The sequence below is a fragment of the Enterobacter sp. RCC_40 genome (genome assembly GCF_041360735.1).
In the GTDB taxonomy this organism is placed as follows: Bacteria; Pseudomonadota; Gammaproteobacteria; order Enterobacterales; family Enterobacteriaceae; genus Enterobacter; species Enterobacter ludwigii.
In genome coordinates, this window is the sequence record NZ_JBFUPR010000001.1 from 858187 (window position 1) to 880200 (window position 22014).

Genomic DNA, 22014 nt, shown 5'->3' on the forward strand with positions numbered 1-22014 from the left:
CATGAATATGCCCAAAATTGTGCTGATATCAGCACTGGTTTCGTGCGCCTTGTTGTCAGGCTGTAAGGATGACAAACCCTCTGCTGTCACCATTGAGTTTATGCACTCCTCAGTTGAACAGGAGCGTCAGGCGGTAATTACAAAACTGATTGAAAAATTCGAGAAAGAGAACCCGACCATTACGGTGAAACAGGTACCGGTAGAAGAGGATGCCTACAACACCAAAGTGATTACGTTGGCCCGCACCGGTGCGCTGCCCGAGGTCATTGAGGTCAGCCATGACTACGCAAAAGTCATGGATAAAGAGCAGCTGCTGGACCGGGATGCGATCAACGCCGCCATCAAAGCGGTGGGCGAAAACACCTTCTATGACGGAATTTTACGTGTCGTTCGCACGGAAGACGGCTCAGCCTGGACGGGGGTGCCAATCAGCGCCTGGCTGTCTGGCGTCTGGTATCACAAAGATGTGCTTGCTGCGGCGGGTATTGAGGAGCCGCATAACTGGGAACAGTTGCTGAAAGCCAGCCAACGCCTCAACGATCCGGCTAAAAAACGCTATGGCATTGCGCTACCCACGGCAGAAAGCGTGATGACTGAGCAGGCGTTTTCTCAGTTTGCGCTTTCCGGTGGCGCGAACGTTTTTGACGCCAACGGGAAAATCAACATTGATACCCCGGAAATGGTGAACGCGCTGGCGTTCTATAAAGCACTGGCCGCGACCACCATGCCGGGCTCGAACGATGTCATGGAGATTAAAGATGCCTTTATGAATGGTTCGGCGCCGATGGCGGTGTATTCCACCTATATCCTGCCGGCGGTCTATAAAGACGGCAACCCGGCCAACCTGGGCTTTGTCGTTCCGACTGAAACGTCTTCAGCGGTCTACGGCATGGTCACATCGCTGACGATCACCTCCGATCAAACAGAAGATGAAACCCAGGCTGCACAGAAGTTTGTCACCTGGATGGAACAGGCACAGAACGCGTCTGACTGGGTGATGATGTCCCCGGGTGCCGCGCTGCCGGTAAACAAACTGGTCGTCGGCACGGACTCCTGGAAAGACAACGAGGTCATTAAAGCGTTTGGTCAACTTCCCTACGAGCTTATCGCCCAGTTCCCGAATGTGCAGGTATTTGGCGCCGTGGGCGACAAAAACTTTACCCGCATGGGTGATGTAACGGGGTCCGGCATCATCAGTTCCATGGTGCATAACGTCACAGTAGGTCAACAGGATCTCACTGCAACGTTAAGCAACAGCCAAAAGCGACTGACTGACCTGATTTCACAACGATAGGAGCGCTCTGCGGAAGGAAATTATGAAGACGTTGTTTTCTGGTCGTTCAGATATGCCTTTCGCCATGCTGCTGTTGGCCCCCAGCCTGATTTTGCTGGGGGGCCTGGTGGCCTGGCCGATGATTTCCAATATTGAAATCAGCTTTTTACGTTTGCCGCTTAACCCGCGCATTAGCGCCGTGTTTGTCGGGCTGGATAACTATGTTCGTATCCTCAGCGATGGCGCATTCTGGCACTCCCTGTGGATGACGTTCTGGTACACCGCCCTGGTGGTGATGGGCAGCACGGCGCTGGGGCTGGCCGTTGCCGTCTTTTTTAACCGGGAATTTCGCCTGCGGAAAACGGCGCGTTCACTGGTGATTTTGTCCTACGTCACACCATCCATCTCGCTGGTGTTTGCATGGAAATACATGTTCAACAACGGCTACGGCATTGTGAACTATCTGGGTGTCGATCTGTTGCACCTGTATGACCAGGCGCCGCTGTGGTTCGACAACCCGGGCAGCAGTTTTGTGCTGGTGGTGCTGTTCGCCATCTGGCGTTACTTCCCCTACGCGTTTATCTCGTTCCTCGCGATATTGCAGACCATTGATAAATCGCTGTACGAAGCCGCGGAAATGGATGGGGCAAATGCCTGGCAGCGTTTTCGTATCGTCACGCTGCCCGCCATTATGCCGGTGCTGGCCACGGTGATTACACTGCGAACCATCTGGATGTTCTATATGTTCGCTGATGTTTATCTCCTGACCACCAAGGTCGATATTTTAGGCGTCTATCTCTACAAGACCGCATTTGCCTTCAATGACCTCGGGAAAGCCGCTGCCATCTCCGTGGTGCTGTTCGTGATCATCTTCGCCGTCATTCTGCTGACCAGAAAAAGGGTAAACCTCAATGGCAACAAATAAACGCGTACTGGGTCGTCTCGGTTTTTATCTGGGGCTGGCGGTGTTTCTGATCATCACGCTGTTCCCGTTCTTTGTGATGTTAATGACCTCGCTTAAGAGCGCGAAAGAGGCGATATCGCTCCATCCGACCATCCTGCCGCAGGCGTGGACGCTGCAGCATTACATCGACATCTTTAATCCGCTGATCTTCCCGTTTGTGGACTACTTCAGAAACAGCATGGTGGTCTCGCTGACCTCGTCGGTAATTGCCGTTTTTCTCGGCACGCTGGGGGCTTACGCGTTATCCAAACTGCGTTTTAAAGGACGCACGACGATCAATGCGAGTTTTTACACCGTCTATATGTTCTCGGGGATTTTGCTGGTGGTGCCGCTGTTCAAAATCATCACCGCGCTGGGGATCTATGACACGGAGCTGGCGCTGATTATCACCATGGTGACCCAGACGCTGCCGACAGCCGTCTTTATGCTGCGCAGCTATTTCGACACCATTCCGGATGAAATAGAAGAAGCCGCGATGATGGACGGGCTTAACCGCCTGCAAATTATCTTCCGCATTACCGTTCCGCTGGCGATTTCCGGCCTCGTGTCGGTGTTCGTCTACTGCTTCATGGTGGCATGGAACGACTACCTGTTTGCATCCATTTTCCTGTCCAGCGCCAGCAATTTCACCTTGCCGGTTGGGCTGAACACCCTCTTTAGCACGCCAGATTATATCTGGGGTCGGATGATGGCGGCATCGCTGGTGACAGCGCTTCCGGTGGTCATCCTGTACGCACTGTCTGAACGTTTTATCAAAAGTGGTTTGACCGCCGGTGGCGTTAAGGGCTGAGGCGGCCAGTTTTAACTAGGAGTCAGTCATGAAAAAGTTAGTTGCGACAGCGCCTCGTGTAGCGGCGCTGGTGGAATATGAAGATCGTCCTGTTGCCGTCCATGAAGTGAAAATTCGTGCGCGCTTCGGCGCGCCAAAACACGGCACCGAAGTGGTAGATTTCCGTGCGGCAAGTCCCTTCATTGATGAGGAGTTTAACGCGGAGTGGCAGATGTTTACCCCGCGTGAAGAGGGCGCGGCGCGGGGCATTGAGTTTGGTAAGTTCCAGCTGGGCAACATGATCGTTGGCGACATTATCGAATGCGGCGATGACGTGACGGACTACCAGACGGGCGACCGTGTCTGCTGCTATGGGCCGCTGCAGGAGACGGTCATCGTGAATGCCGTTAATAACTACAAGCTGCGCAAAATGCCGCAAGGGTCTTCCTGGAAAAATGCCGTCTGTTACGACCCTGCGCAGTTCGCCATGAGCGGCGTGCGTGATGCTAACGTGCGGGTAGGGGATTTTGTCGTTGTGGTCGGACTGGGTGCCATTGGGCAGATTGCGATTCAGCTGGCGAAAAAAGCCGGTGCATCCATCGTCATCGGTGTCGATCCTATCGCGCATCGCTGCGAAATTGCCCGCCGTCACGGGGCTGATTACTGCCTCAGTCCGTTTGGCACCGATGTCGGTCTGGAGATTAAAAAACTGACCGGAAAGCAGGGCGCTGACGTGATTATCGAAACCAGCGGTTTTGCCGATGCATTGCAGTCTGCGCTGCGCGGGCTCGCCTACGGTGGAACGATCGCCTACGTGGCTTTCGCGAAACCGTTCGCAGAAGGGTTCAATCTGGGGCGTGAAGCCCACTTCAATAACGCGAAAATCGTTTTCTCGCGCGCCTGCAGCGAACCCAACCCGGATTACCCGCGCTGGAGCCGCAAGCGTATTGAAGAGACCTGCTGGGAACTGCTGATGAACGGTTATCTGAACTGCGAAGATCTGATTGACCCGGTTGTCACCTTTACCACCAGCGCTGAGAGCTACATGAAGTATGTCGATCAGCATCCGGAACTGAGCATCAAGATGGGCGTCACATTTTAAGCTAAGGAGAGCATCAATGAAAATCGCAACGCAAAACCAGGCCTTTTTCCCGACTTCTATTCTGGAGAAATTCCAGTACATCAAAGCGATGGGTTTTGATGGCTTTGAAATTGACGGCAAACTGCTGGTGGACAATCTCGATGAAGTGAAAGCCGCAATCACCGCCACGGGCCTGCCGGTGACCACCGCCTGCGGGGGATATGACGGCTGGATTGGTGACTTCATTGAAGAACGTCGTCTGAACGGATTAAAACAGATCGAACGCATCCTGGAAGCGCTGGCTGAAGTGGGTGGAAAGGGGATTATTGTGCCCGCCGCCTGGGGAATGTTTACCTTCCGCTTGCCGCCGATGACCTCTCCACGCAGCCTGGCGGGTGATCGCGAAGCGGTGAGTGCTTCGCTGCGTTATCTGGATGAGGTGGCGGCGCGTACCGGGACCACCGTTTACCTTGAGCCGCTCAACCGCTACCAGGATCACATGATCAACACGCTCGCGGATGCGCGTCGCTATATCGAAGAGAACGCGCTCAGGCATGTGCAGATCATCGGCGATTTTTACCACATGAATATCGAAGAAGATTCGCTAACAGAGGCGCTGCATCGCAACCGGGATCTGCTGGGTCATGTGCATATCGCCGATAACCATCGCTATCAGCCTGGCAGCGGGACCCTGGATTTTGCCACGTTGTTCGGGCAGCTTCGTGCGGACAACTATCAGGGCTACGTGGTGTATGAGTGCCGTGTCCGCGCCGACGATCCGGCCCAGGCTTACCAGGATTCACTCACGTATCTGCGTGAATGCTAAGGATGACGAGCGTGATGAGTGCTTCAACACCTTCGCTTCTGCGCGTCGCCATTATTGGCGCCGGGCAGGTCGCGGACAAAGTGCATGCCTCGTATTACGCCACACGCAGTGATGTTCAAATGGTCGCTGTCATGGACAGCGGCCTTGAACAGGCACAGGCGTTTGCGGAACGTCATGCAATTCCTTCGGTCTGGCAGAATGCATCTGAAATGCTGCAGGCGGTAAAACCTGATGTGGTCAGCGTCTGCTCGCCAAACCGATTCCATTTTGAACATGTCATGGCGGCACTGGAGGCCGGATGTCATGTGATGTGCGAAAAACCGCCTGCCATGACGCCGCAACAGGCTGACCAGATGCGCATGGCGGCCCGTAAAGCGGGAAAAGTGCTGGCGTATGATTTTCACCATCGGTTTGCGCTCGACACCCAGCTGCTCCGTGACGCTGTCACAAATGGGGCGTTAGGTGAGATCTACTTTACGTCGGTGCAGGCGCTGCGTCGTTGCGGCGTGCCGGGCTGGGGCGTCTTTACGAACAAATCGCTACAGGGCGGCGGACCGCTTATCGATATCGGTATTCATATGCTGGATGCCGCGATGTATGTGCTGGGTTTCCCGGCGGTAAAAAGGGTTACCGCCCACAGCTTCCAGAAGCTGGGGAACCGTAAAAACAGTGGACAGTTTGGCGAGTGGGATCCCGCCCGGTTTACCGTTGAAGATGCTTTGTTTGGCACAATTGAATTCTGCAATGGCGGCGTTCTGCGCCTGGATACCTCGTTTGCGCTGAATATCCGCGAGCAGTCGATCATGAATGTTTCATTCTGTGGCGAAAAGGCGGGGGCCACGCTCTTCCCGGCTCACATTTACCACGATGAGGCGGGCGTTTTACAGACCCTCATGCAGCGTGATGAGGCAGACGACCAGCGTCACCTGCGCAGCATGGAGGCGTTTGTACGCCATGTGCTGGGAGAGCCGGTTATGATCGCAGATGCGGAACAGGGGCTGGTTATCCAGCAACTTGTTGCCGCGCTTTATGAATCGGCGGATACAGGGGAAAGCGTGACGTTATGCTGAATGTGTCTGTTTTAACCGAACCGGGCTTCTCTCCCCACAGTCTGAATAAATACGCCTCCATCATGGCTTGCGGCAATGGCTACATGGGCATTCGCGCGGCACACGAAGAGGATTACACCCAGCAAACCAGAGGCATGTATCTCGCCGGGCTTTATCATCGCGCAGGTCGCAATGAGACCACGGAGTTAATCAACCTGCCGGATATTACCGGTATTGAGGTTGAACTGGATGGTGTGAATTTTACCCTGCTTTCCGGGGCGCTTCTTGAGTGGCAGCGCGAGCTGGCGTTTGCCAATGGTGAACTGCGTCGCAGCGTGCTCTGGCGCTCGCCCGACGGGAAACGCTATCGCCTGGAGAGCCGTCGTTTCGTTTCTCTCGCTCAGTTGCCGTTAGTGGCAATGCAACTCGCCATCACTCCCCTTGATGGGCCCTCGCAGGTGGTGTTGAAAACCGGAATCGATGCGACGCAAACCAACAGCGGCAGGCAGCATCTGGATGAGATTTCAGTCCGGGTATTCGACCAGAACTGTATGCAGGGCGTGTATGAAACGCAGGACCGGGTCTCTGACGTCGTTATATCCGCGTTCTGCCGGCTTTCAGCGGGTAGCGAAAGCTGCTTTACCGCTAAAAATCGTCGCATCAGTGCGCATTACGACCTGAACGTTTCGCAGGGTGACACTGTCACGCTTGAAAAGATCGTCTGGGTCGCCCACCGCAGTGACAAAGCCCTTTCGCAGTCGTCGTTTGCGCGTAACGCACTGGCCGAACTCAAGGTGTGCGCAGCGCGAGGCTACGCATCGTTGCTGGAGAGCTCTGCCTGCGCCTGGGAAGACTTCTGGCGAGATGCGCGGGTGGCGGTAACGTCTGCGGAACCGCAGGATCAGCTCGCGCTGGATTATACCGTCTGGCATCTGACCGCCATGACGCCTGCCGACAATGAGCGCTGCAGTATCGCCGCGAAAGGATTGACCGGCGAAGGGTATAAAGGCCACGTCTTCTGGGATACCGAAATTTTCCTGCTGCCTTTCCATCTCTTTACGCGTCCGCAGGTCGCCCGCAGTCTGCTGCGTTATCGCTGGCTCAACCTGGCCGGGGCTCGTGAAAAAGCGCGTCGCAACGGCTGGCCTGGCGCACTTTTCCCCTGGGAGAGTGCCGCGAGCGGTCAGGAAGAGACGCCGGAATATGCAGCAATCAACATCCGCACGGGCACGCGCCAGAAAGTGGCCTCTGCGCTGGCAGAACATCACATTGTGGCGGACATTGCCTGGGCTGTCGTGGCTTACTGGCAGGCGACACATGATGACGCTTTTATGCGTAACGAAGGGCTGACGCTACTGATAGAGACGGCAACGTTCTGGATGGGGCGGGCGACGGAAGTCAATGGTCGCCTGGAAATCCACGATGTGATCGGGCCGGATGAGTACACAGAGCACGTCAATAACAATGCGTACACAAACTATCTGGCCTGGCACAATGTCGCCTGTGCGCGCCAGTTTATGGCGATGTTCAATCGTGAAGATGCCGGCTTCATGGAGAATGCCAGCCGGTTTATGTCCCGTTTGTGGTTACCGCAAGCCAACGCAGAAGGGGTCCTTCCTCAGGATGACACCTTCATGGCGAAACCGGCTATCGACCTGAGCCGCTATAAGGCGAAAGCGGGTAAACAGACCATTCTGCTCGATTACTCCCGCGCGGAAGTGAACGAGATGCAGATTCTTAAACAGGCCGACGTGGTGATGCTCAACTACCTGCTGCCGGAACGGTTTACCCCGCAGCAGTGTGCTGCCAACCTGGCGTACTACGAGCCGCGTACCATACACGACTCTTCGCTGAGCAAAGCGATTCATGGAATTGTTGCTGCCCGGTGTGGCGATACGGAAAGGGCCTACGCCTTCTGGCGCGAGGGTATCGCCATCGATCTGGGCGACGATCCGCACAGCTGCGATGACGGGATTCATGCTGCCGCCACCGGGGCTATCTGGTCCGGCGTTATTCAGGGATTTGCCGGCATGCAGATCGTCCAGGGGGAATTGCATCTTGCCCCGAAGCTGCCTGCCCACTGGCGAAAACTGGCTTTCCCGCTGCGATGGAGAAACGCGCGCATGCACTTCACGTTTGAAAATGATGTTTTAACGATTGAAACCACTGCACCGGTGGCCTTAACGCTGTGGGGTAAAACCCTGTGCATAACGGATCGGCAGGTCTGTTCTTTCAGGGATTTTTTTACATCTCTTGGTGGGACCGCTACCACAGGAGCACATCATGAAGCCTGAGGCCGTTGTCTTCGATCTTGATGGTGTGATCACCGATACCGCGCATCTGCATTTTCTGGCCTGGCGTGCCGTGGCGCAGGAAATTGGCATCTCGTTCGACGTGGTGTTCAACGACGAGCTGAAAGGGATAAGCCGTATGGAATCGCTGCAGCGGATCCTGCGCCATGGCGGAAAAGAGGGGGAGTTTAACGACCAGCAGCGGCAGGCGCTCGCGGATAAAAAGAACGCGCGCTACGTCGGGTCTCTGGCGTCGTTGACGCAGGATTCTCTGCTTCCGGGCATCCGCGAGGTGCTGGCGGAAATTCGTGCGGCGAACGTCAAAATCGGGCTGGCCTCAGTGTCCCTTAACGCCCCCGGTATTTTGCAGGCGCTGGGCATTGAGAGGGCTTTTGATTTCTGCGCCGATGCCTCGCGCATTGCCCGCTCAAAACCGGACCCGGAGATCTTTCTTGCGGCCTGCGCCGGGCTGAACGTGCGCCCCGAGCAGGCTATCGGAATAGAAGATGCTGCAGCCGGCGTTGAGGCAATCAACGCGGCGGGAATGCTCTCGGTCGGGATTGGACCTGGCCTGAACCATGCGGGATTACAACTTCATTCAACGCAGGAACTGACCTGGAAATGCCTGACGGATTTCTGGGCATCCCGAACGGTAATGATAAGGAATTAAAAATGGCTCAACTGTCTCTGAAACATATTCAGAAAATCTACGATAACCAGGTCCATGTGGTTAAGGATTTTAACCTCGAAATTGAGGACAAGGAGTTTATCGTCTTTGTGGGTCCCTCGGGGTGCGGTAAATCGACAACGCTTCGCATGATTGCCGGGCTGGAGGAGATCTCTGCCGGTGAGCTGGTGATTGACGGTGTCTGCATGAACGATGTGCCCGCCAAGTCCCGCGACATTGCGATGGTTTTCCAGAACTATGCGCTTTATCCGCATATGACGGTTTACGACAACATGGCGTTTGGCCTGAAGATGCAGAAAATTCCCCCCGCGGTCATTGAAGAGCGTGTGAACTGGGCGGCACAAATCCTGGGGTTGCGTGATTACCTCACGCGTAAACCTGGCGCATTGTCGGGTGGGCAACGTCAGCGCGTGGCGTTAGGACGGGCGATTGTGCGCGAAGCCGGCGTCTTTCTGATGGATGAACCGCTTTCTAACCTGGACGCCAAGCTGCGTGTGCAAATGCGCGCTGAAATCAGCAAGCTGCACCAGAAGCTCAACACCACAATGATTTACGTGACCCACGATCAGACGGAAGCGATGACGATGGCGACCCGCATTGTGATCCTCAAGGATGGCGTTATTCAGCAGGTGGGGGCACCTAAGCAGGTCTACAACGAACCGGCGAATATGTTTGTGGCGGGCTTCATCGGATCACCGGCAATGAATTTTATTCGGGGCGCGATAGACGATCGCTATTTCGTGACGGAAACGCTGCGTCTGGAGATACCTGAAGACACGCTGGCGGCGGTGAATGCCGCCGGATATCAGCGTAAAGCCGTGGTCTTTGGGATCCGGCCGGAAGATATTCTGACGCTGCAAAGCCGTGGGGATGATATTGCGGCAAAAGTCAGCGTGGCCGAACTGACCGGGGCTGAGTTCATGCTCTATGCCACCGTGGGCGGGCATGAGCTTGTCGTTCGTGCAGGAGCGGTAAATGATTATGCGGCCGGGGATAATATCGGCATCCAGTTCGATATGAATAAATGTCATTTCTTCGACGCTGATACTGAAGTGGCTATTAGATAAGAAAGGCGTTCGCCGGAAATGCAAATTTCCGGTTTTTTTTGAGTTAATTATAAAGGGAACATTTAAATGAGTACTCTACTAAGAAGTGCTGCGCTCGTTCTGTGCGCAGGGGTTAGCTGCGCGCACGCAACGGAATCAGCAAAACACTGGGAATTTAATATCGGTGCCATGTATGAAATTGAAAACGTCGAAGGTCAGGGCGACGATAAAGATGGATTATATGAACCCTCTGTGTGGTTTAATGCCACGTGGGATGCCTGGACCCTTTCGCTGGCAATGTATCAGGAAGGACCGGTTGATTACAGCAGCATGACCCGTGGGACCTATTTTGACCGTCCGGAATTTGAATTACGCTATCGCTTTATTGGCACCGATGATTTTACACTCGGGTTGACCGGCGGTTTCCGTAATTACGGTTATCACTTTAAAGATGAACACGGTGCCAAAGACGGTAGCGCAAATATGCAGCGCTACAAAATTCAGCCCGACTGGGATATTAAATTGTCCGACGACTGGCGTTTTGGTGGCTGGTTTGCCATGTATCAGTTTGCAAATGACCTGGAAAAAACCGGTTATGCCGACAGCCGTGTAGAAACGGAAACGGGTTTTACCTGGACCATTAATGAAACCTTCTCTGCAAAAGTGAACTATTATCTTGAGCGCGGTTTCAATATGGACAGTTCACGTAATAACGGCGAATTTTCAACGCAGGAAATTCGTGCGTATCTGCCTGTTTCATTAGGCCAGACGACGCTCACGCCATATACCCGTCTGGGGCTGGATCGCTGGTCGAACTGGGACTGGCAGGACGATCCCGATCGTGAAGGACACGATTTCAACCGACTGGGTTTACTGTACGCGTATGACTTCAACAATGGATTATCCATGACGCTGGAATACGCCTACGAATGGGAAAACCATGACGAAGGCGACAGCGACCGTTTCCACTACGCGGGTGTTGGCGTTAATTACGCGTTCTGACAGACCGGATGCCAGGGGCTTTCAGCCCCTGGTTTTAGCGAAGAGAGGGCGCTAACGTAAAATGGGTATCGACAAGCACTTTTTGTGGCGCAGGCTGACCGGCGATACGCCTGAAAAGAAGATTGCAGCTCTCTTCACCCAGCTTGCGGGTTGGGATATCAAAACCCCCGGGTGCTGGCGTTAAAATGAGGGAGAGCATCGGGTCACTGTATCCTGCAATCACCACCTGCTCGGGGATCCTCAGATCCAGAGTATCCGCCGCGCGATAAAGGCTGAGTAACTTCATGCTGTCAGTGGCAAATACCGCATCAGGTGGCGTGGCCGAGGAGAGCAATTCTGTGGCCGCGGCAAGCGCGCTTTCATGGGTATATCCGCCGTCGATGATCCACGCCGGGTTAATGGCGATGCCGTGCTTTTCCAGGCTGGATTTATAACCGGCAAGACGATCAATCGAAACATGATAATTGAGCGGCGCGTGCAGACAGGCAATGTTACGTCGGCCATTTTTAATAAAGGTTTCTGTTAGCGTAGCACTGTCCTGGAAATTATCCGTGTCGACCGAGTAAATATTCTGAAAATCACCTTCGACTTTCCCGATGACGACCACCGGTACGCCATAAGCATCCAGCGTTGTGAAAAAGGATTCATTTGCCGGTGAGCTTAGCATGATGATCCCTTTAATCATTTTTTGTTTTATTTTACTTTCGCATTTCAGCAGATCGTCTTCACTGCTTTTCGAGGTTTGCAAAATAACGTCAAAACCTTCCTCTTCAGCTTTGGCTGTTATGGCATGCAGAACATCAGAGAAAAAAGGGTTGCCGGCGGTGGTTTTCGTCGAGCGTGTCGAAATAACCATAATGGCGTCGAAGCCAGAAGAGGTCAGGGCGCGGGCGAGTTTATTGGGTTGATAATTTAATTCGTCAATCGCCTTCAACACTTTTTCACGCGCTTCAGGAGAAATATTCGTTTGTTTATTCAGAACGCGGGAGACGGTTGATTTCGAAACGCCGGCAACCCGTGCGATATCATAGATGGTGGGTGACATACACCTTACTCACTCCTGACTAACAGCAATGTCGTTCATCTTACTGGAGAGAAAACGGCAATAGCAATAAATAAGAATTGATAATCAACGATCTGCCCCCATTTATTGTATTCTGAAGCAATGTATTTGAGGCTTCCGGGCAATGAAGGACGGCGATGAAGCGACTTAAGAACGAACTCAATTCACTGGTGAACCGTGGCGTTGACCGTCATCTGCGTCTGGCGGTGACGGGGCTGAGCCGCAGCGGCAAGACGGCGTTTATCACCGCGATGGTGAACCAGCTGCTTAACCTGCACAGTGGGGCGCGGCTGCCGCTGCTGAGCGCCGTGCGGGAAGAGCGCCTGCTGGGGGTTAAACGTGTGCCTCAGCGCGATTTTGGCATTCCCCGCTTTACCTATGATGAAGGGCTGGCTCAGCTTTATGGTGAACCGCCCACCTGGCCGACGCCGACGCGCGGGGTGAGTGAAATTCGCCTCGCGCTGCGTTTTCGCTCTAATGAATCCCTGATGCGCCACTTCAAGGATACCTCCATCCTGTATCTGGAAATTGTGGATTACCCCGGTGAGTGGTTGCTCGATTTACCTATGCTGGCACAAGACTATCTCAGCTGGTCACGGCAGATGACGGGGCTGTTGCAGGGCAACCGCGCCGAGTGGTCGACGAAATGGCGAAAACTGTGCGAAGGCCTGGATCCGCTGGCGCCTGCCGATGAAAACCGGCTGGCGGCGATTGCCGAGGCCTGGACGGAGTATCTGCATCAGTGTAAGCCGGAAGGGCTGCATTTCATCCAGCCGGGCCGTTTTGTTCTGCCGGGAGATTTGGCGGGCGCACCTGCGCTGCAGTTTTTCCCGTGGCCGGACGTGGATGGCATCGGGGAATCAAAACTGGCCCAGGCGGACAAACACACTAACGCCGGAATGCTGCGCGAGCGTTACAATTACTACTGTGAAAAAGTGGTGAAAGGTTTTTATAAAAACCACTTTTTACGTTTTGATCGCCAGATTGTGCTGGTGGATTGCCTGCAACCGCTGAATAGCGGGCCGCAGGCCTTCAACGATATGCGCCTGGCGCTGACACAGTTAATGCAAAGTTTTCACTACGGGCAGCGCACGCTGTTTCGCCGTCTCTTCTCACCCGTTATCGACAAGCTGCTGTTTGCGGCCACAAAAGCCGATCACGTGACGGTCGATCAGCATGCCAATATGGTGTCGCTGCTGCAGCAACTGGTGCAGGACGCCTGGCAGAATGCCGCGTTCGAAGGGATCAGCATGGATTGCCTCGGACTGGCTTCCGTACAGGCGACACAGAGTGGGTTGATTGACCTTAATGGCGAGAAAATACCGGCATTGCGCGGGAACCGTCTCAGCGACGGCGAACCGCTTACTGTCTATCCGGGCGAAGTGCCCGCACGCCTTCCGGGGCCGGCCTTCTGGCAGAACCAGGGCTTCCAGTTTGAAGCCTTCCGCCCGCAGGCCATGACGGTCGATCAGCCGTTACCGCATATCCGTCTGGATGCGGCGCTGGAGTTTTTGATTGGAGATAAATTGCGATGACGGAACCGTTAAAACCGCGCATTGATTTTACCGGAACGCTTGAGCAAGAGCACCCGGAGGCGTTTAAAACTGCGCAGACGTTTAATGGCCCGCAGGCAGATAATTTTGCCCCGGCGCTGACCGAAGAGCTGCTTGTTGAAGAGGGGCCGGCTGAAGCGGTCGTGGAAGCCGCGCTACGCCCAAAACGCAGCCTGTGGCGAAAGATGGTGACTGCCGGGCTGGCATTGTTTGGCGTCAGCGTGGTTGGGCAAGGCGTCCAGTGGGCGGTCAACGCCTGGCAAACCCAGGACTGGGTCGCGTTGGGCGGCTGCGCTGCCGGTGCTCTGATTGTGGGGGCGGGTGTCGGGTCTGTTGCGACCGAGTGGCGTCGCCTGTGGCGCCTGCGACAGCGCGCCCATGAGCGTGATGAAGCGCGGGATCTGCTCCACAGTCACGGAACCGGCAAAGGCCGCGCGTTTTGTGAAAAGCTGGCCAGTCAGGCGGGTATTGACCAGTCACACCCGGCGCTTCAGCGCTGGTATGCCGCTATCCATGAAACCCAGAACGATCGTGAAGTGGTGACGCTGTATTCCCACATGGTGCAGCCGGTGCTGGATGCCCAGGCGCGGCGCGAAATCAGCCGCTCTGCTGCGGAATCAACCCTGATGATTGCCGTCAGCCCGCTGGCGCTGGTGGATATGGCGTTTATCGCCTGGCGTAACCTGCGTCTGATTAACCGGATTGCTGCTTTATACGGTATTGAGCTGGGGTACTACAGCCGCCTTCGCTTGTTCCGTCTGGTATTGCTCAACATCGCCTTTGCCGGAGCAAGCGAGCTGGTGCGGGAAGTGGGGATGGACTGGATGTCGCAGGATCTGGCGGCGCGTCTCTCTGCCCGTGCCGCGCAGGGTATTGGTGCCGGTTTGTTGACCGCCCGTCTGGGCATCAAAGCGATGGAAGTGTGCCGTCCACTGCCGTGGATTGATGGCGATAAGCCGCGATTGGGGGATTTCCGACGTGAGTTAATCGGTCAGCTCAAAGAGACGCTCAATAAAAAACCGGTTCAGTAGCCGGTTTGGTCATTAATCGTGCTGGCTGTCAATATTTGTTGACAGCCATCTTCCCGATCACCGTGTTCTGACATATCATTTTAATGTTATTGGCTTAAAACGGTGAATTTCCCATGCGTCTTGAAGTCTTCTGTGAAGACCGTCTCGGTCTGACCCGCGAATTACTCGATCTTCTTGTTTTACGTAGCATTGATTTACGTGGCATTGAGATCGATCCTGTCGGGCGAATTTACCTCAATTTTGCCGAAATTGAATTTAATACGTTCAGTAGCCTGATGGCAGAAATACGCCGTATCGCTGGCGTTACGGATGTACGCACCATCCCCTGGATGCCGTCGGAGCGTGAGCATCTGGCATTGAGCGCATTGCTTGAAGCCATGCCAGAGCCTTTCCTCTCCCTGGATTTAAAAAGTAAGGTTGAGCGTGTTAACCATGCCAGCTGCCAGCTGTTCGCGCAGAGTCAGGAAAAACTCAGCAACCACAACGCAGCACAGTTGATTCCCGGCTTTAATTTCCAGCGCTGGCTGGACAGCAATCCGCAGAACACCCACAGCGAGCATGTGGTTATCCACGGACAGAATTTCTTAATGGAGATAACGCCGGTCTATCTGAAAGGCGAGGCCGACACGCGCGTTCTGACCGGCGCCGTGATCATGCTGCGTTCCACCGTGCGCATGGGCCGTCAGCTGCAAAATATCTCCAGTCAGGATGTGGGGGCATTCAGCCAGATTATTGCCGTCAGCCCGAAAATGCGGCATGTAGTGGATCAGGCGCGCAAACTCGCGAGTCTGACCGCGCCACTGCTGATTACCGGCGATACCGGTACCGGAAAGGACCTGCTGGCGCACGCTGTGCATCTGGCCAGCCCGCGAGCGGCAAAACCGTATCTGGCCCTTAACTGCGCCTCGATTCCGGAAGATGCCGTCGAAAGCGAATTATTTGGTCACGCGCCGGAAGGTAAAAAAGGGTTCTTCGAGCAGGCTAACGGCGGCTCCGTGCTGCTGGACGAGATTGGTGAAATGTCGCCACGCATGCAGGCCAAGCTGCTGCGCTTCCTCAATGATGGCACGTTCCGCCGCGTAGGCGAGGATCACGAAGTTCATGTGGATGTGCGTGTGATTTGTGCGACGCAGAAAAACCTGGTCGAACTGGTGCAAAAAGGGGTATTCCGCGAGGATCTCTACTACCGCCTGAATGTCCTGACCCTGAATATCCCACCGCTGCGCGATTGCCCGCAGGATATCATGCCGCTGACCGAACTGTTTGTGGCGCGCTTTGCCGACGAGCAGGGGGTACCGCGTCCGAAGCTTTCAGCCGATCTCGGCACGGTGCTCATGCGCTACGGCTGGCCGGGCAACATTCGCCAGCTCAAGAACGCCGTTTACCGCGCACTGACGCAGCTGGAAGGTTATGAACTGCGTCCGCAGGATATTCTGTTACCGGATTACGATGCCGGGACGGTATCAGTAGGTGAAGAGGCGATGGAAGGTTCGCTGGATGACATTACCAGCCGTTTTGAGCGCTCCGTGCTGACGCAACTGTACCGTAGCTATCCAAGCACCCGTAAGCTGGCAAAACGCCTTGGCGTTTCACACACCGCGATTGCCAATAAGTTGCGAGAGTATGGTTTGAATCAGAAGAAGGGTGACGAATAACGGTAAAAAGCCTCTGTAAAGAGGCTTTTTTTTTACTCATTCTTTTGCGATAGGAGTGCTATTAATGTCGACCTTTGTCTCTCCCTGAATCGATGCAATTCGGTTCTCCACGTCTTTCACCTGTTGCGGGTTATGGAGCAGGGTATAGGTCAGATCAAACTGTGTGCTGGCTCCCGGTTGCAATTGCTTAACGCGTTTTTGTTCGCGCTCAATGGTGACCGGGTAGGCGTAGCTGGTACCCGGCTCAATACCGGTGACATAACCTTGCTTCAGGGTGTCGGTGTTTTTCCATAAGGTCAGCACCGGCAACTGGCGGGTATCAAACTGAATGGACGCCCCTTTATCACCGGCTTTATTCACCACGGCCGCGAGGGTTTCGTGGTTGTTATCCGCAAGCGGTTTGAGGTTAAACACCATCTCATCAAAGCCTTTCGTTGGCCCGGCATAGGTCTGCCAGTCGTTGACACCGGCTTTCGCGTAGTCATTGAATGGACTGACGCTCGCGACCGGGGCAAGGAAGCGCGCACCTTCTTCGAGGATCGGGGTACCAAAGTTGCTGTGGTAGATGATTTGATAATCATGCGGGTAATCGGCATGGTTTGTCAGGACATCATGCAAACTGAACTGGTTGGTTCCTGGGACGTAGCGCAGTTCGGTCATGGTCTGCAAATCTGCTTTTTTGAACGTGCTCTCTTTGATCAAACCACGAATTCGAATTTCATGGGGGGCGGCGTCAGCCACCTCCACTTCAACCTGCGAGACAGGCGTATTGCCCGCCTTGCCGTGAAGCGTGTAGATTTGGCCGTCAGCCGTGACCGGGTGGCCCGTCCACTCATAGCCACAGCGCACCATCATCTCGTTGAAACCTTCCAGCCAGCCAAGCCCGTTGCGACTTTCCAGATTAATATATGCCGGGTTCACGACCTCTTTTACCGGGGAATCCCAGCCCATTCTGGTGCCGAAGCCTTCCACATGGAGCAGGTTCATACCGCGAGAGGGGCTTAAGGTAATGGTCAGGCCACTTTTACTGCTGATAACAAGGATTTTGCTGCCTTCCTGTTTCCCACCGTGCAACACTTTTTGTTCAATGCTGAACGCCTGATCTTTTACCTTCAGCGCATCGCTCGTTATTTTCCAGTTTCCTTTCTCCACGCCGCTTTCAGCGCTTGTCAGCACCCAGGTTTTCGCCGCAGCATGACCCGAAATCAAAGCCGCAAGGAGCGTAATAGCCAGTTTAATTTTCATATCCTTTCCTTTTTGCTGAAACGATTATTTACTTTCGTCAGCAAATCTAATGTTTTGACCTGAAGGGAAATGTGATGTGCTTCACTAGGGAAGAAAATATGAATATTTAAGGTCTAATATGAGAATAAGATCGCAATTAAGTTAACTTCAATACAATTAATTGCACAGTAAATGTGAACAGTGAAGGGTTTAGCTTTAACGATTCAGCTTAAAGGGAATAAAAAACCCCGCCAGTGCGAGGTTTGTCATGTGTCGTCTTCCAGAGCCTGCAAAGAGAAATAAACCCTGTTATTTCATTAGATTGCTAAGCTATATAGAATGCTAAGCATTCATTATGCTTTCAACACGTCCAGCGCGGCAGTGTAATCCGGCTCGGTGGTGATTTCGTTAACCAGTTCGCTGAACACGACGTTGTCATTTTCATCGATAACCAGTACAGCGCGCGCTGCCAGGCCTTTCAGTGGGCCTTCCGCGATACTCACGCCGTAGTTTTCCAGGAAATCCGGGCTGCGCAGGGTGGAGAGGGTAATGACGTTGCTCAGGCCTTCAGCACCGCAGAAACGGGACTGGGCGAACGGCAGGTCGGCAGAAATACACAGCACAACGGTGTTATCCATTTCCGTCGCCAGCTGGTTGAATTTGCGCACGGATGCAGCACAGACGCCGGTGTCGATGCTTGGGAAAATGTTCAGGACTTTGCGTTTGCCAGCAAACTGAGACAGTGTGACGTCAGACAGATCTTTAGCCACCAGAGTAAAAGCCTGTGCTTTGCTGCCAGCCTGTGGAATGGAACCTGCAACAGTAACCGGGTTGCCCTGGAAATGAACGAGTTGTGACATAGATATCTTCCTGTTTACATATAGTTAACGTCGGGGCTAGTGTATGCCATCAGCGGATAACACGGCAAACCAATTTTTTCGCCTTTCCGGGCCGCAAGGAGTCAGTGATGAGAAGCGTTAAGGTCTATGAAGAAGCCTGGCCATTGCATACCCCGTTTGTGATCTCCCGCGGCAGTCGAAGCGAAGCCAGTGTGGTCGTGGTGGAGATAGAAGAGGACGGCATTAAGGGCGCCGGCGAGTGCACGCCGTACCCGCGCTATGGCGAAAGTCTGGCGTCGGTAATGGCACTTATCATGACGCTCGTTCCCGATCTGGAAAAAGGGCTCACCCGCGAGGCGTTACAGCAGCGTATACCCGCCGGCGCGGCGCGTAATGCGATTGACTGCGCACTCTGGAGCCTGGAGGCTGCCAAACAGCAAACCTCGCTGACGACGCTGCTAGGCGTCACGTTGCCGACATCGGTTGTCACGGCGCAAACGGTGGTGATTGGCGAGCCTGAACACATGGCCGCCAGCGCAAAAGCACTCTTTGATGCGGGGGCGACGCTGTTAAAGGTGAAGCTTGACGATCGTCTGATCAGCGAGCGTATGGTCGCTATCCGCTCGGCAGTCCCGACAGCCACGTTAATTGTGGATGCGAATGAGTCATGGCATCCCGAAGGCCTTGCCGCACGATGTCAGCTGCTGGCCGACCTGGGCGTAGCCATGCTGGAACAGCCTCTGCCGGCACAGGATGATGCGGCGCTGAAGAATTTTATCCACCCGCTGCCTATCTGCGCGGATGAAAGCTGCCATACGCGCGATAGCCTGGTTGAACTGCAGGGTCGTTACGAGATGGTCAATATCAAGCTCGACAAGACCGGTGGGCTGACAGAGGCGCTGGCGCTGGCAGAACAGGCGCAAGCTCAGGGGTTTTCAATCATGCTGGGATGTATGCTGTGTACATCCCGGGCGATCAACGCGGCGCTGCCGCTGGTAAATCATGTCAGTTTTGCCGATCTTGATGGCCCGACATGGCTGGCGGTTGACGTTTCACCGGCACTCACGTTTACCAGCGGCGTCCTTCATTTTTGAGGTTGCCAGCGCAGAAGCTCCACCATGGCTTTTAAATATTTTTCGCTGGCTTCATCTGACGATATCGGCGGGAATTCCGCGGTGATGCAAGGTAATCCCAGGTCGGCACACCAGCTGCCGAATGAGCCAGGGGTTTCATAGCCCACGCTGGAGACAAGCGGCAGGGCGAAAGCATTCGCCAGCCATTCGCCCAGCTCGGTGTGCCGCGGATCTTCGATGCAGGCCAGCGGATCGTGAAAGGTGACAACCCAGGCCGGGTGGATCTTATGGATTAACTGGCACAGCGCCTGTGTTTCCGGCTCCGAGCCCGGCGTGTCGCCGGTCAGTAAGACAACGTCACGCTCTTCGGCGGAGCTGTTCCAGCGATAAACCGTTTCACCGGCGCGCCAGTTTGCTGCAGGGAAATTACGGTTTAAATCGATGCCCCGCGCATTGGCGCGCAACCCAAGCTGACACCCATCCGGGTTGACGGCCAGAATCACGTGATGACGTCGTAAGCTGGGCGTCAACGTGCGCAGCGCGCACGAGAGCGTGACGACAGACGAGTTCTCGTCGCCGTGCGTGCCGGCAATGATCAAACCGCTGTTGCGATCGGCATCGGGGGCCGGAAACCAAATCAGCGATGCGCCTAAAAATGAACGGCCATACTGCTCTGCACCTGGCGGGAAGGCGCCGCGTTCCGCTCTGGGTCGGGTGATTGCCATAGGAAATCCTGATAAAGAAGTCTCTACTGGCAGTGTTGTGCAAAACTCGCGGTTAATCAAATAGTTTCCGTATGGCGGGAAAATTGCCGGATATCAACTTTCCGGAGGAAGGTATTTGCAATTCTCATTGTCGAAACAAATAATTACGCATCTGCTTATTACCTGAATTCATAAAAGGGGATCTTATGAAGCATCCTGTTTCGCGTCTCTGTGCTGCACTGTTGCTGTGCGGACTCTCTTCACTTTCGTACGCCGCTGATGTGCCACAGGGCACGGTACTGGCGCAAAAACAGGAGTTGGTCAGACATATTAAAGATGAGCCGGCTTCCCTTGATCCGGCAAAAGCCGTGGGATTACCCGAGATACAGGTCATTCGCGACCTTTTTGAAGGACTGGTTAATCAGAATGAGAAAGGTGAACTGACCCCAGGCGTGGCGACGCGCTGGCAGAGTAATGATAACCGTATCTGGACCTTCTCCTTACGTGATAACGCGAAATGGTCTGACGGTTCGCCGGTTACCGCTCAGGATTTTGTCTATAGCTGGCAGCGTTTGGTTGATCCGAAAACCACGTCTCCGTTTGCCTGGTTTGCTGCGCTGGCGGGTATCCATAACGCACAGGCGATAATTGATGGTAAAGCCGCGCCAGATACGCTGGGCGTGACGGCCGTAGATGCAAAAACCTTACGTGTGCAGCTGGATAAACCGCTGCCGTGGTTTAGCAATCTGACGGCAAACTTTGCCTTCTATCCGGTGCAAAAGGCCAATGTGGAGAGCGGAAAAGAGTGGACGCGTCCGGGGGCTCTGGTCGGAAATGGCGCCTACGTTCTGAAAGATCGCGTGGTGAATGAAAAACTGGTTGTGGTGCCGAATACACACTACTGGGATAACGCCAAAACCGTCCTGCAAAAAGTGACGTTCGTACCGATTAACCAGGAATCCTCGGCCACTAAACGCTATCTGGCGGATGATATTGATATCACCGAATCGTTCCCGAAAAACATGTATCAGAAGCTGCTCAAGGACATTCCGGGACAGGTGTATACACCGCCTCAGCTGGGCACCTATTACTATGCGTTTAATACGCAAAAAGGACCCACGGCCGATGCCCGTGTACGCCTCGCCCTGAGCATGACCATCGATCGCCGCATCATGGCGGACAAAGTGTTAGGAACCGGTGAGAAGCCCGCCTGGCATTTCACGCCAGACGTGACGGCAGGGTTTACGCCAGAAACCTCGCCGTTTGAGCAAATGTCACAGCAGGAACTTAATGCCCAGGCGAAAACGCTGCTTCAGGCCGCGGGCTATGGCCCTCAGCGCCCGCTGAAGCTGAACCTGTTGTACAACACGTCAGAAAACCATCAGAAAATCGCGATTGCGGTGGCCTCGATGTGGAAGAAAAACCTCGGCGTTGACGTCAAACTGCAGAACCAGGAGTGGAAAACCTACATCGACAGCCGTAATACCGGTAATTTCGATGTGATCCGCGCGTCATGGGTCGGGGATTACAATGAGCCATCGACCTTCCTGTCGTTATTGACCTCAACCCACAGCGGCAATATCTCGCGTTTCAACGATCCGGCGTACGATAAAATTATCCATCAGGCGACGCTCGAAAACACGGCGAAAGCCCGCAACGCAGACTACAACATGGCGGAGAAAATCCTCACGGAAAAAGCGCCAATCGCACCTATTTACCAGTACACCAACGGCCGCCTGATCAAACCATGGGTGAAAGGTTACCCCATTAATAACCCGGAAGACGTGGCTTATAGCCGGACGATGTATATTGAGAAACACTGACGAGCCGGTAACCGCCGGGCTTCGTTGTGAACGTTAAATTAAGAGCTGGCGCATTTGCGC

The 22014-nt window shown here is 54.3% G+C and carries 19 protein-coding genes; 15 read left to right on the forward strand and 4 right to left on the reverse strand.

Features of this window, described 5'->3' with window-relative positions:
* Window position 1: 1 nt before the first annotated feature.
* The 10 genes from AB6731_RS04055 (at window position 2) to AB6731_RS04100 (ending at window position 10989) form a co-directional block, all read left to right on the forward strand.
* On the forward strand, window positions 2–1294 hold the full coding sequence (locus tag AB6731_RS04055) for an ABC transporter substrate-binding protein (RefSeq protein ID WP_371005914.1): 1293 nt from the start codon (window positions 2–4) through the stop codon (window positions 1292–1294).
* 22 nt (window positions 1295–1316) lie between these two features.
* Entirely contained in the window at window positions 1317–2198 is an 882-nt protein-coding gene (locus AB6731_RS04060) for a carbohydrate ABC transporter permease (protein WP_047356412.1), read from the forward strand.
* Window positions 2185–3027 carry a carbohydrate ABC transporter permease gene (locus tag AB6731_RS04065; protein WP_371005915.1) on the forward strand — a complete coding sequence of 281 codons (843 nt, stop codon included), beginning with the start codon at window positions 2185–2187 and terminating at the stop codon, window positions 3025–3027. Before AB6731_RS04060 ends, AB6731_RS04065 begins: the two co-directional genes overlap by 14 nt.
* Window positions 3028–3055: 28 nt before the next feature.
* A complete protein-coding gene (locus AB6731_RS04070) occupies window positions 3056–4108 on the forward strand; it encodes a zinc-binding alcohol dehydrogenase (RefSeq protein WP_342863312.1) in 1053 nt (350 codons plus the stop codon).
* Window positions 4109–4124: 16 nt separating this feature from the next.
* Window positions 4125–4913: a sugar phosphate isomerase/epimerase gene (locus AB6731_RS04075; protein WP_032680900.1), complete on the forward strand. Its 789-nt coding sequence runs from the start codon at window positions 4125–4127 to the stop codon at window positions 4911–4913.
* Window positions 4914–4924: 11 nt separating this feature from the next.
* Window positions 4925–5983: a Gfo/Idh/MocA family protein gene (locus AB6731_RS04080; protein ID WP_371005916.1), complete on the forward strand. Its 1059-nt coding sequence runs from the start codon at window positions 4925–4927 to the stop codon at window positions 5981–5983.
* Window positions 5977–8256 carry a glycoside hydrolase family 65 protein gene (locus AB6731_RS04085; protein WP_371005917.1) on the forward strand — a complete coding sequence of 760 codons (2280 nt, stop codon included), beginning with the start codon at window positions 5977–5979 and terminating at the stop codon, window positions 8254–8256. The genes AB6731_RS04080 and AB6731_RS04085 overlap by 7 nt, the downstream gene beginning before the upstream one ends.
* Entirely contained in the window at window positions 8246–8923 is a 678-nt protein-coding gene (gene pgmB / locus AB6731_RS04090) for a beta-phosphoglucomutase (protein ID WP_032680902.1), read from the forward strand. The genes AB6731_RS04085 and pgmB overlap by 11 nt, the downstream gene beginning before the upstream one ends.
* A gap of 2 nt (window positions 8924–8925) precedes the next feature.
* Window positions 8926–10008 (forward strand): ABC transporter ATP-binding protein, encoded by a 1083-nt coding sequence (locus AB6731_RS04095; RefSeq protein ID WP_113656277.1) that lies wholly within the window; start codon window positions 8926–8928, stop codon window positions 10006–10008.
* A gap of 66 nt (window positions 10009–10074) precedes the next feature.
* Window positions 10075–10989 (forward strand): OmpG family monomeric porin, encoded by a 915-nt coding sequence (locus AB6731_RS04100; protein ID WP_025204021.1) that lies wholly within the window; start codon window positions 10075–10077, stop codon window positions 10987–10989.
* A 34-nt stretch (window positions 10990–11023) separates the two neighbouring features.
* Here AB6731_RS04100 and AB6731_RS04105 read toward each other — a convergent pair whose 3' ends face one another.
* The gene (locus tag AB6731_RS04105) at window positions 11024–12034 is read right to left on the reverse strand and encodes a LacI family DNA-binding transcriptional regulator (protein WP_014170329.1); all 1011 of its coding nucleotides are present in this window, start codon (window positions 12032–12034) and stop codon (window positions 11024–11026) included.
* 155 nt (window positions 12035–12189) lie between these two features.
* On the opposite strand from AB6731_RS04105, the gene AB6731_RS04110 reads away from it, so the two are divergent.
* The 3 genes from AB6731_RS04110 (at window position 12190) to tyrR (ending at window position 16291) form a co-directional block, all read left to right on the forward strand.
* Entirely contained in the window at window positions 12190–13587 is a 1398-nt protein-coding gene (locus AB6731_RS04110; protein WP_371005918.1) for a YcjX family protein, read from the forward strand.
* Complete coding sequence (locus tag AB6731_RS04115; protein ID WP_020882470.1) at window positions 13584–14636, forward strand: YcjF family protein; 1053 nt, start codon at window positions 13584–13586, stop codon at window positions 14634–14636. The genes AB6731_RS04110 and AB6731_RS04115 overlap by 4 nt, the downstream gene beginning before the upstream one ends.
* A gap of 113 nt (window positions 14637–14749) precedes the next feature.
* The gene (gene tyrR / locus AB6731_RS04120) at window positions 14750–16291 is read left to right on the forward strand and encodes a transcriptional regulator TyrR (RefSeq protein WP_014170325.1); all 1542 of its coding nucleotides are present in this window, start codon (window positions 14750–14752) and stop codon (window positions 16289–16291) included.
* 36 nt (window positions 16292–16327) lie between these two features.
* Here the strand turns inward: tyrR and AB6731_RS04125 are convergent, their stop codons facing one another.
* Both AB6731_RS04125 and tpx read right to left on the reverse strand, forming a co-directional pair.
* Entirely contained in the window at window positions 16328–17536 is a 1209-nt protein-coding gene (locus AB6731_RS04125; protein WP_371005919.1) for an aldose 1-epimerase family protein, read from the reverse strand.
* A 332-nt stretch (window positions 17537–17868) separates the two neighbouring features.
* On the reverse strand, window positions 17869–18375 hold the full coding sequence (gene tpx / locus AB6731_RS04130; protein ID WP_020882472.1) for a thiol peroxidase: 507 nt from the start codon (window positions 18373–18375) through the stop codon (window positions 17869–17871).
* Window positions 18376–18482: 107 nt separating this feature from the next.
* Here tpx and ycjG point away from each other — a divergent pair, with 107 nt between their 5' ends.
* The gene (ycjG, locus tag AB6731_RS04135; protein WP_113656274.1) at window positions 18483–19448 is read left to right on the forward strand and encodes an L-Ala-D/L-Glu epimerase; all 966 of its coding nucleotides are present in this window, start codon (window positions 18483–18485) and stop codon (window positions 19446–19448) included.
* Here ycjG and mpaA read toward each other — a convergent pair.
* Complete coding sequence (mpaA, locus tag AB6731_RS04140; RefSeq protein WP_020882474.1) at window positions 19439–20152, reverse strand: murein tripeptide amidase MpaA; 714 nt, start codon at window positions 20150–20152, stop codon at window positions 19439–19441. The genes ycjG and mpaA overlap by 10 nt on opposite strands.
* A gap of 185 nt (window positions 20153–20337) precedes the next feature.
* Here mpaA and AB6731_RS04145 point away from each other — a divergent pair, with 185 nt between their 5' ends.
* Complete coding sequence (locus tag AB6731_RS04145) at window positions 20338–21954, forward strand: ABC transporter substrate-binding protein (protein ID WP_047955687.1); 1617 nt, start codon at window positions 20338–20340, stop codon at window positions 21952–21954.
* Window positions 21955–22014 lie beyond the last annotated feature (60 nt).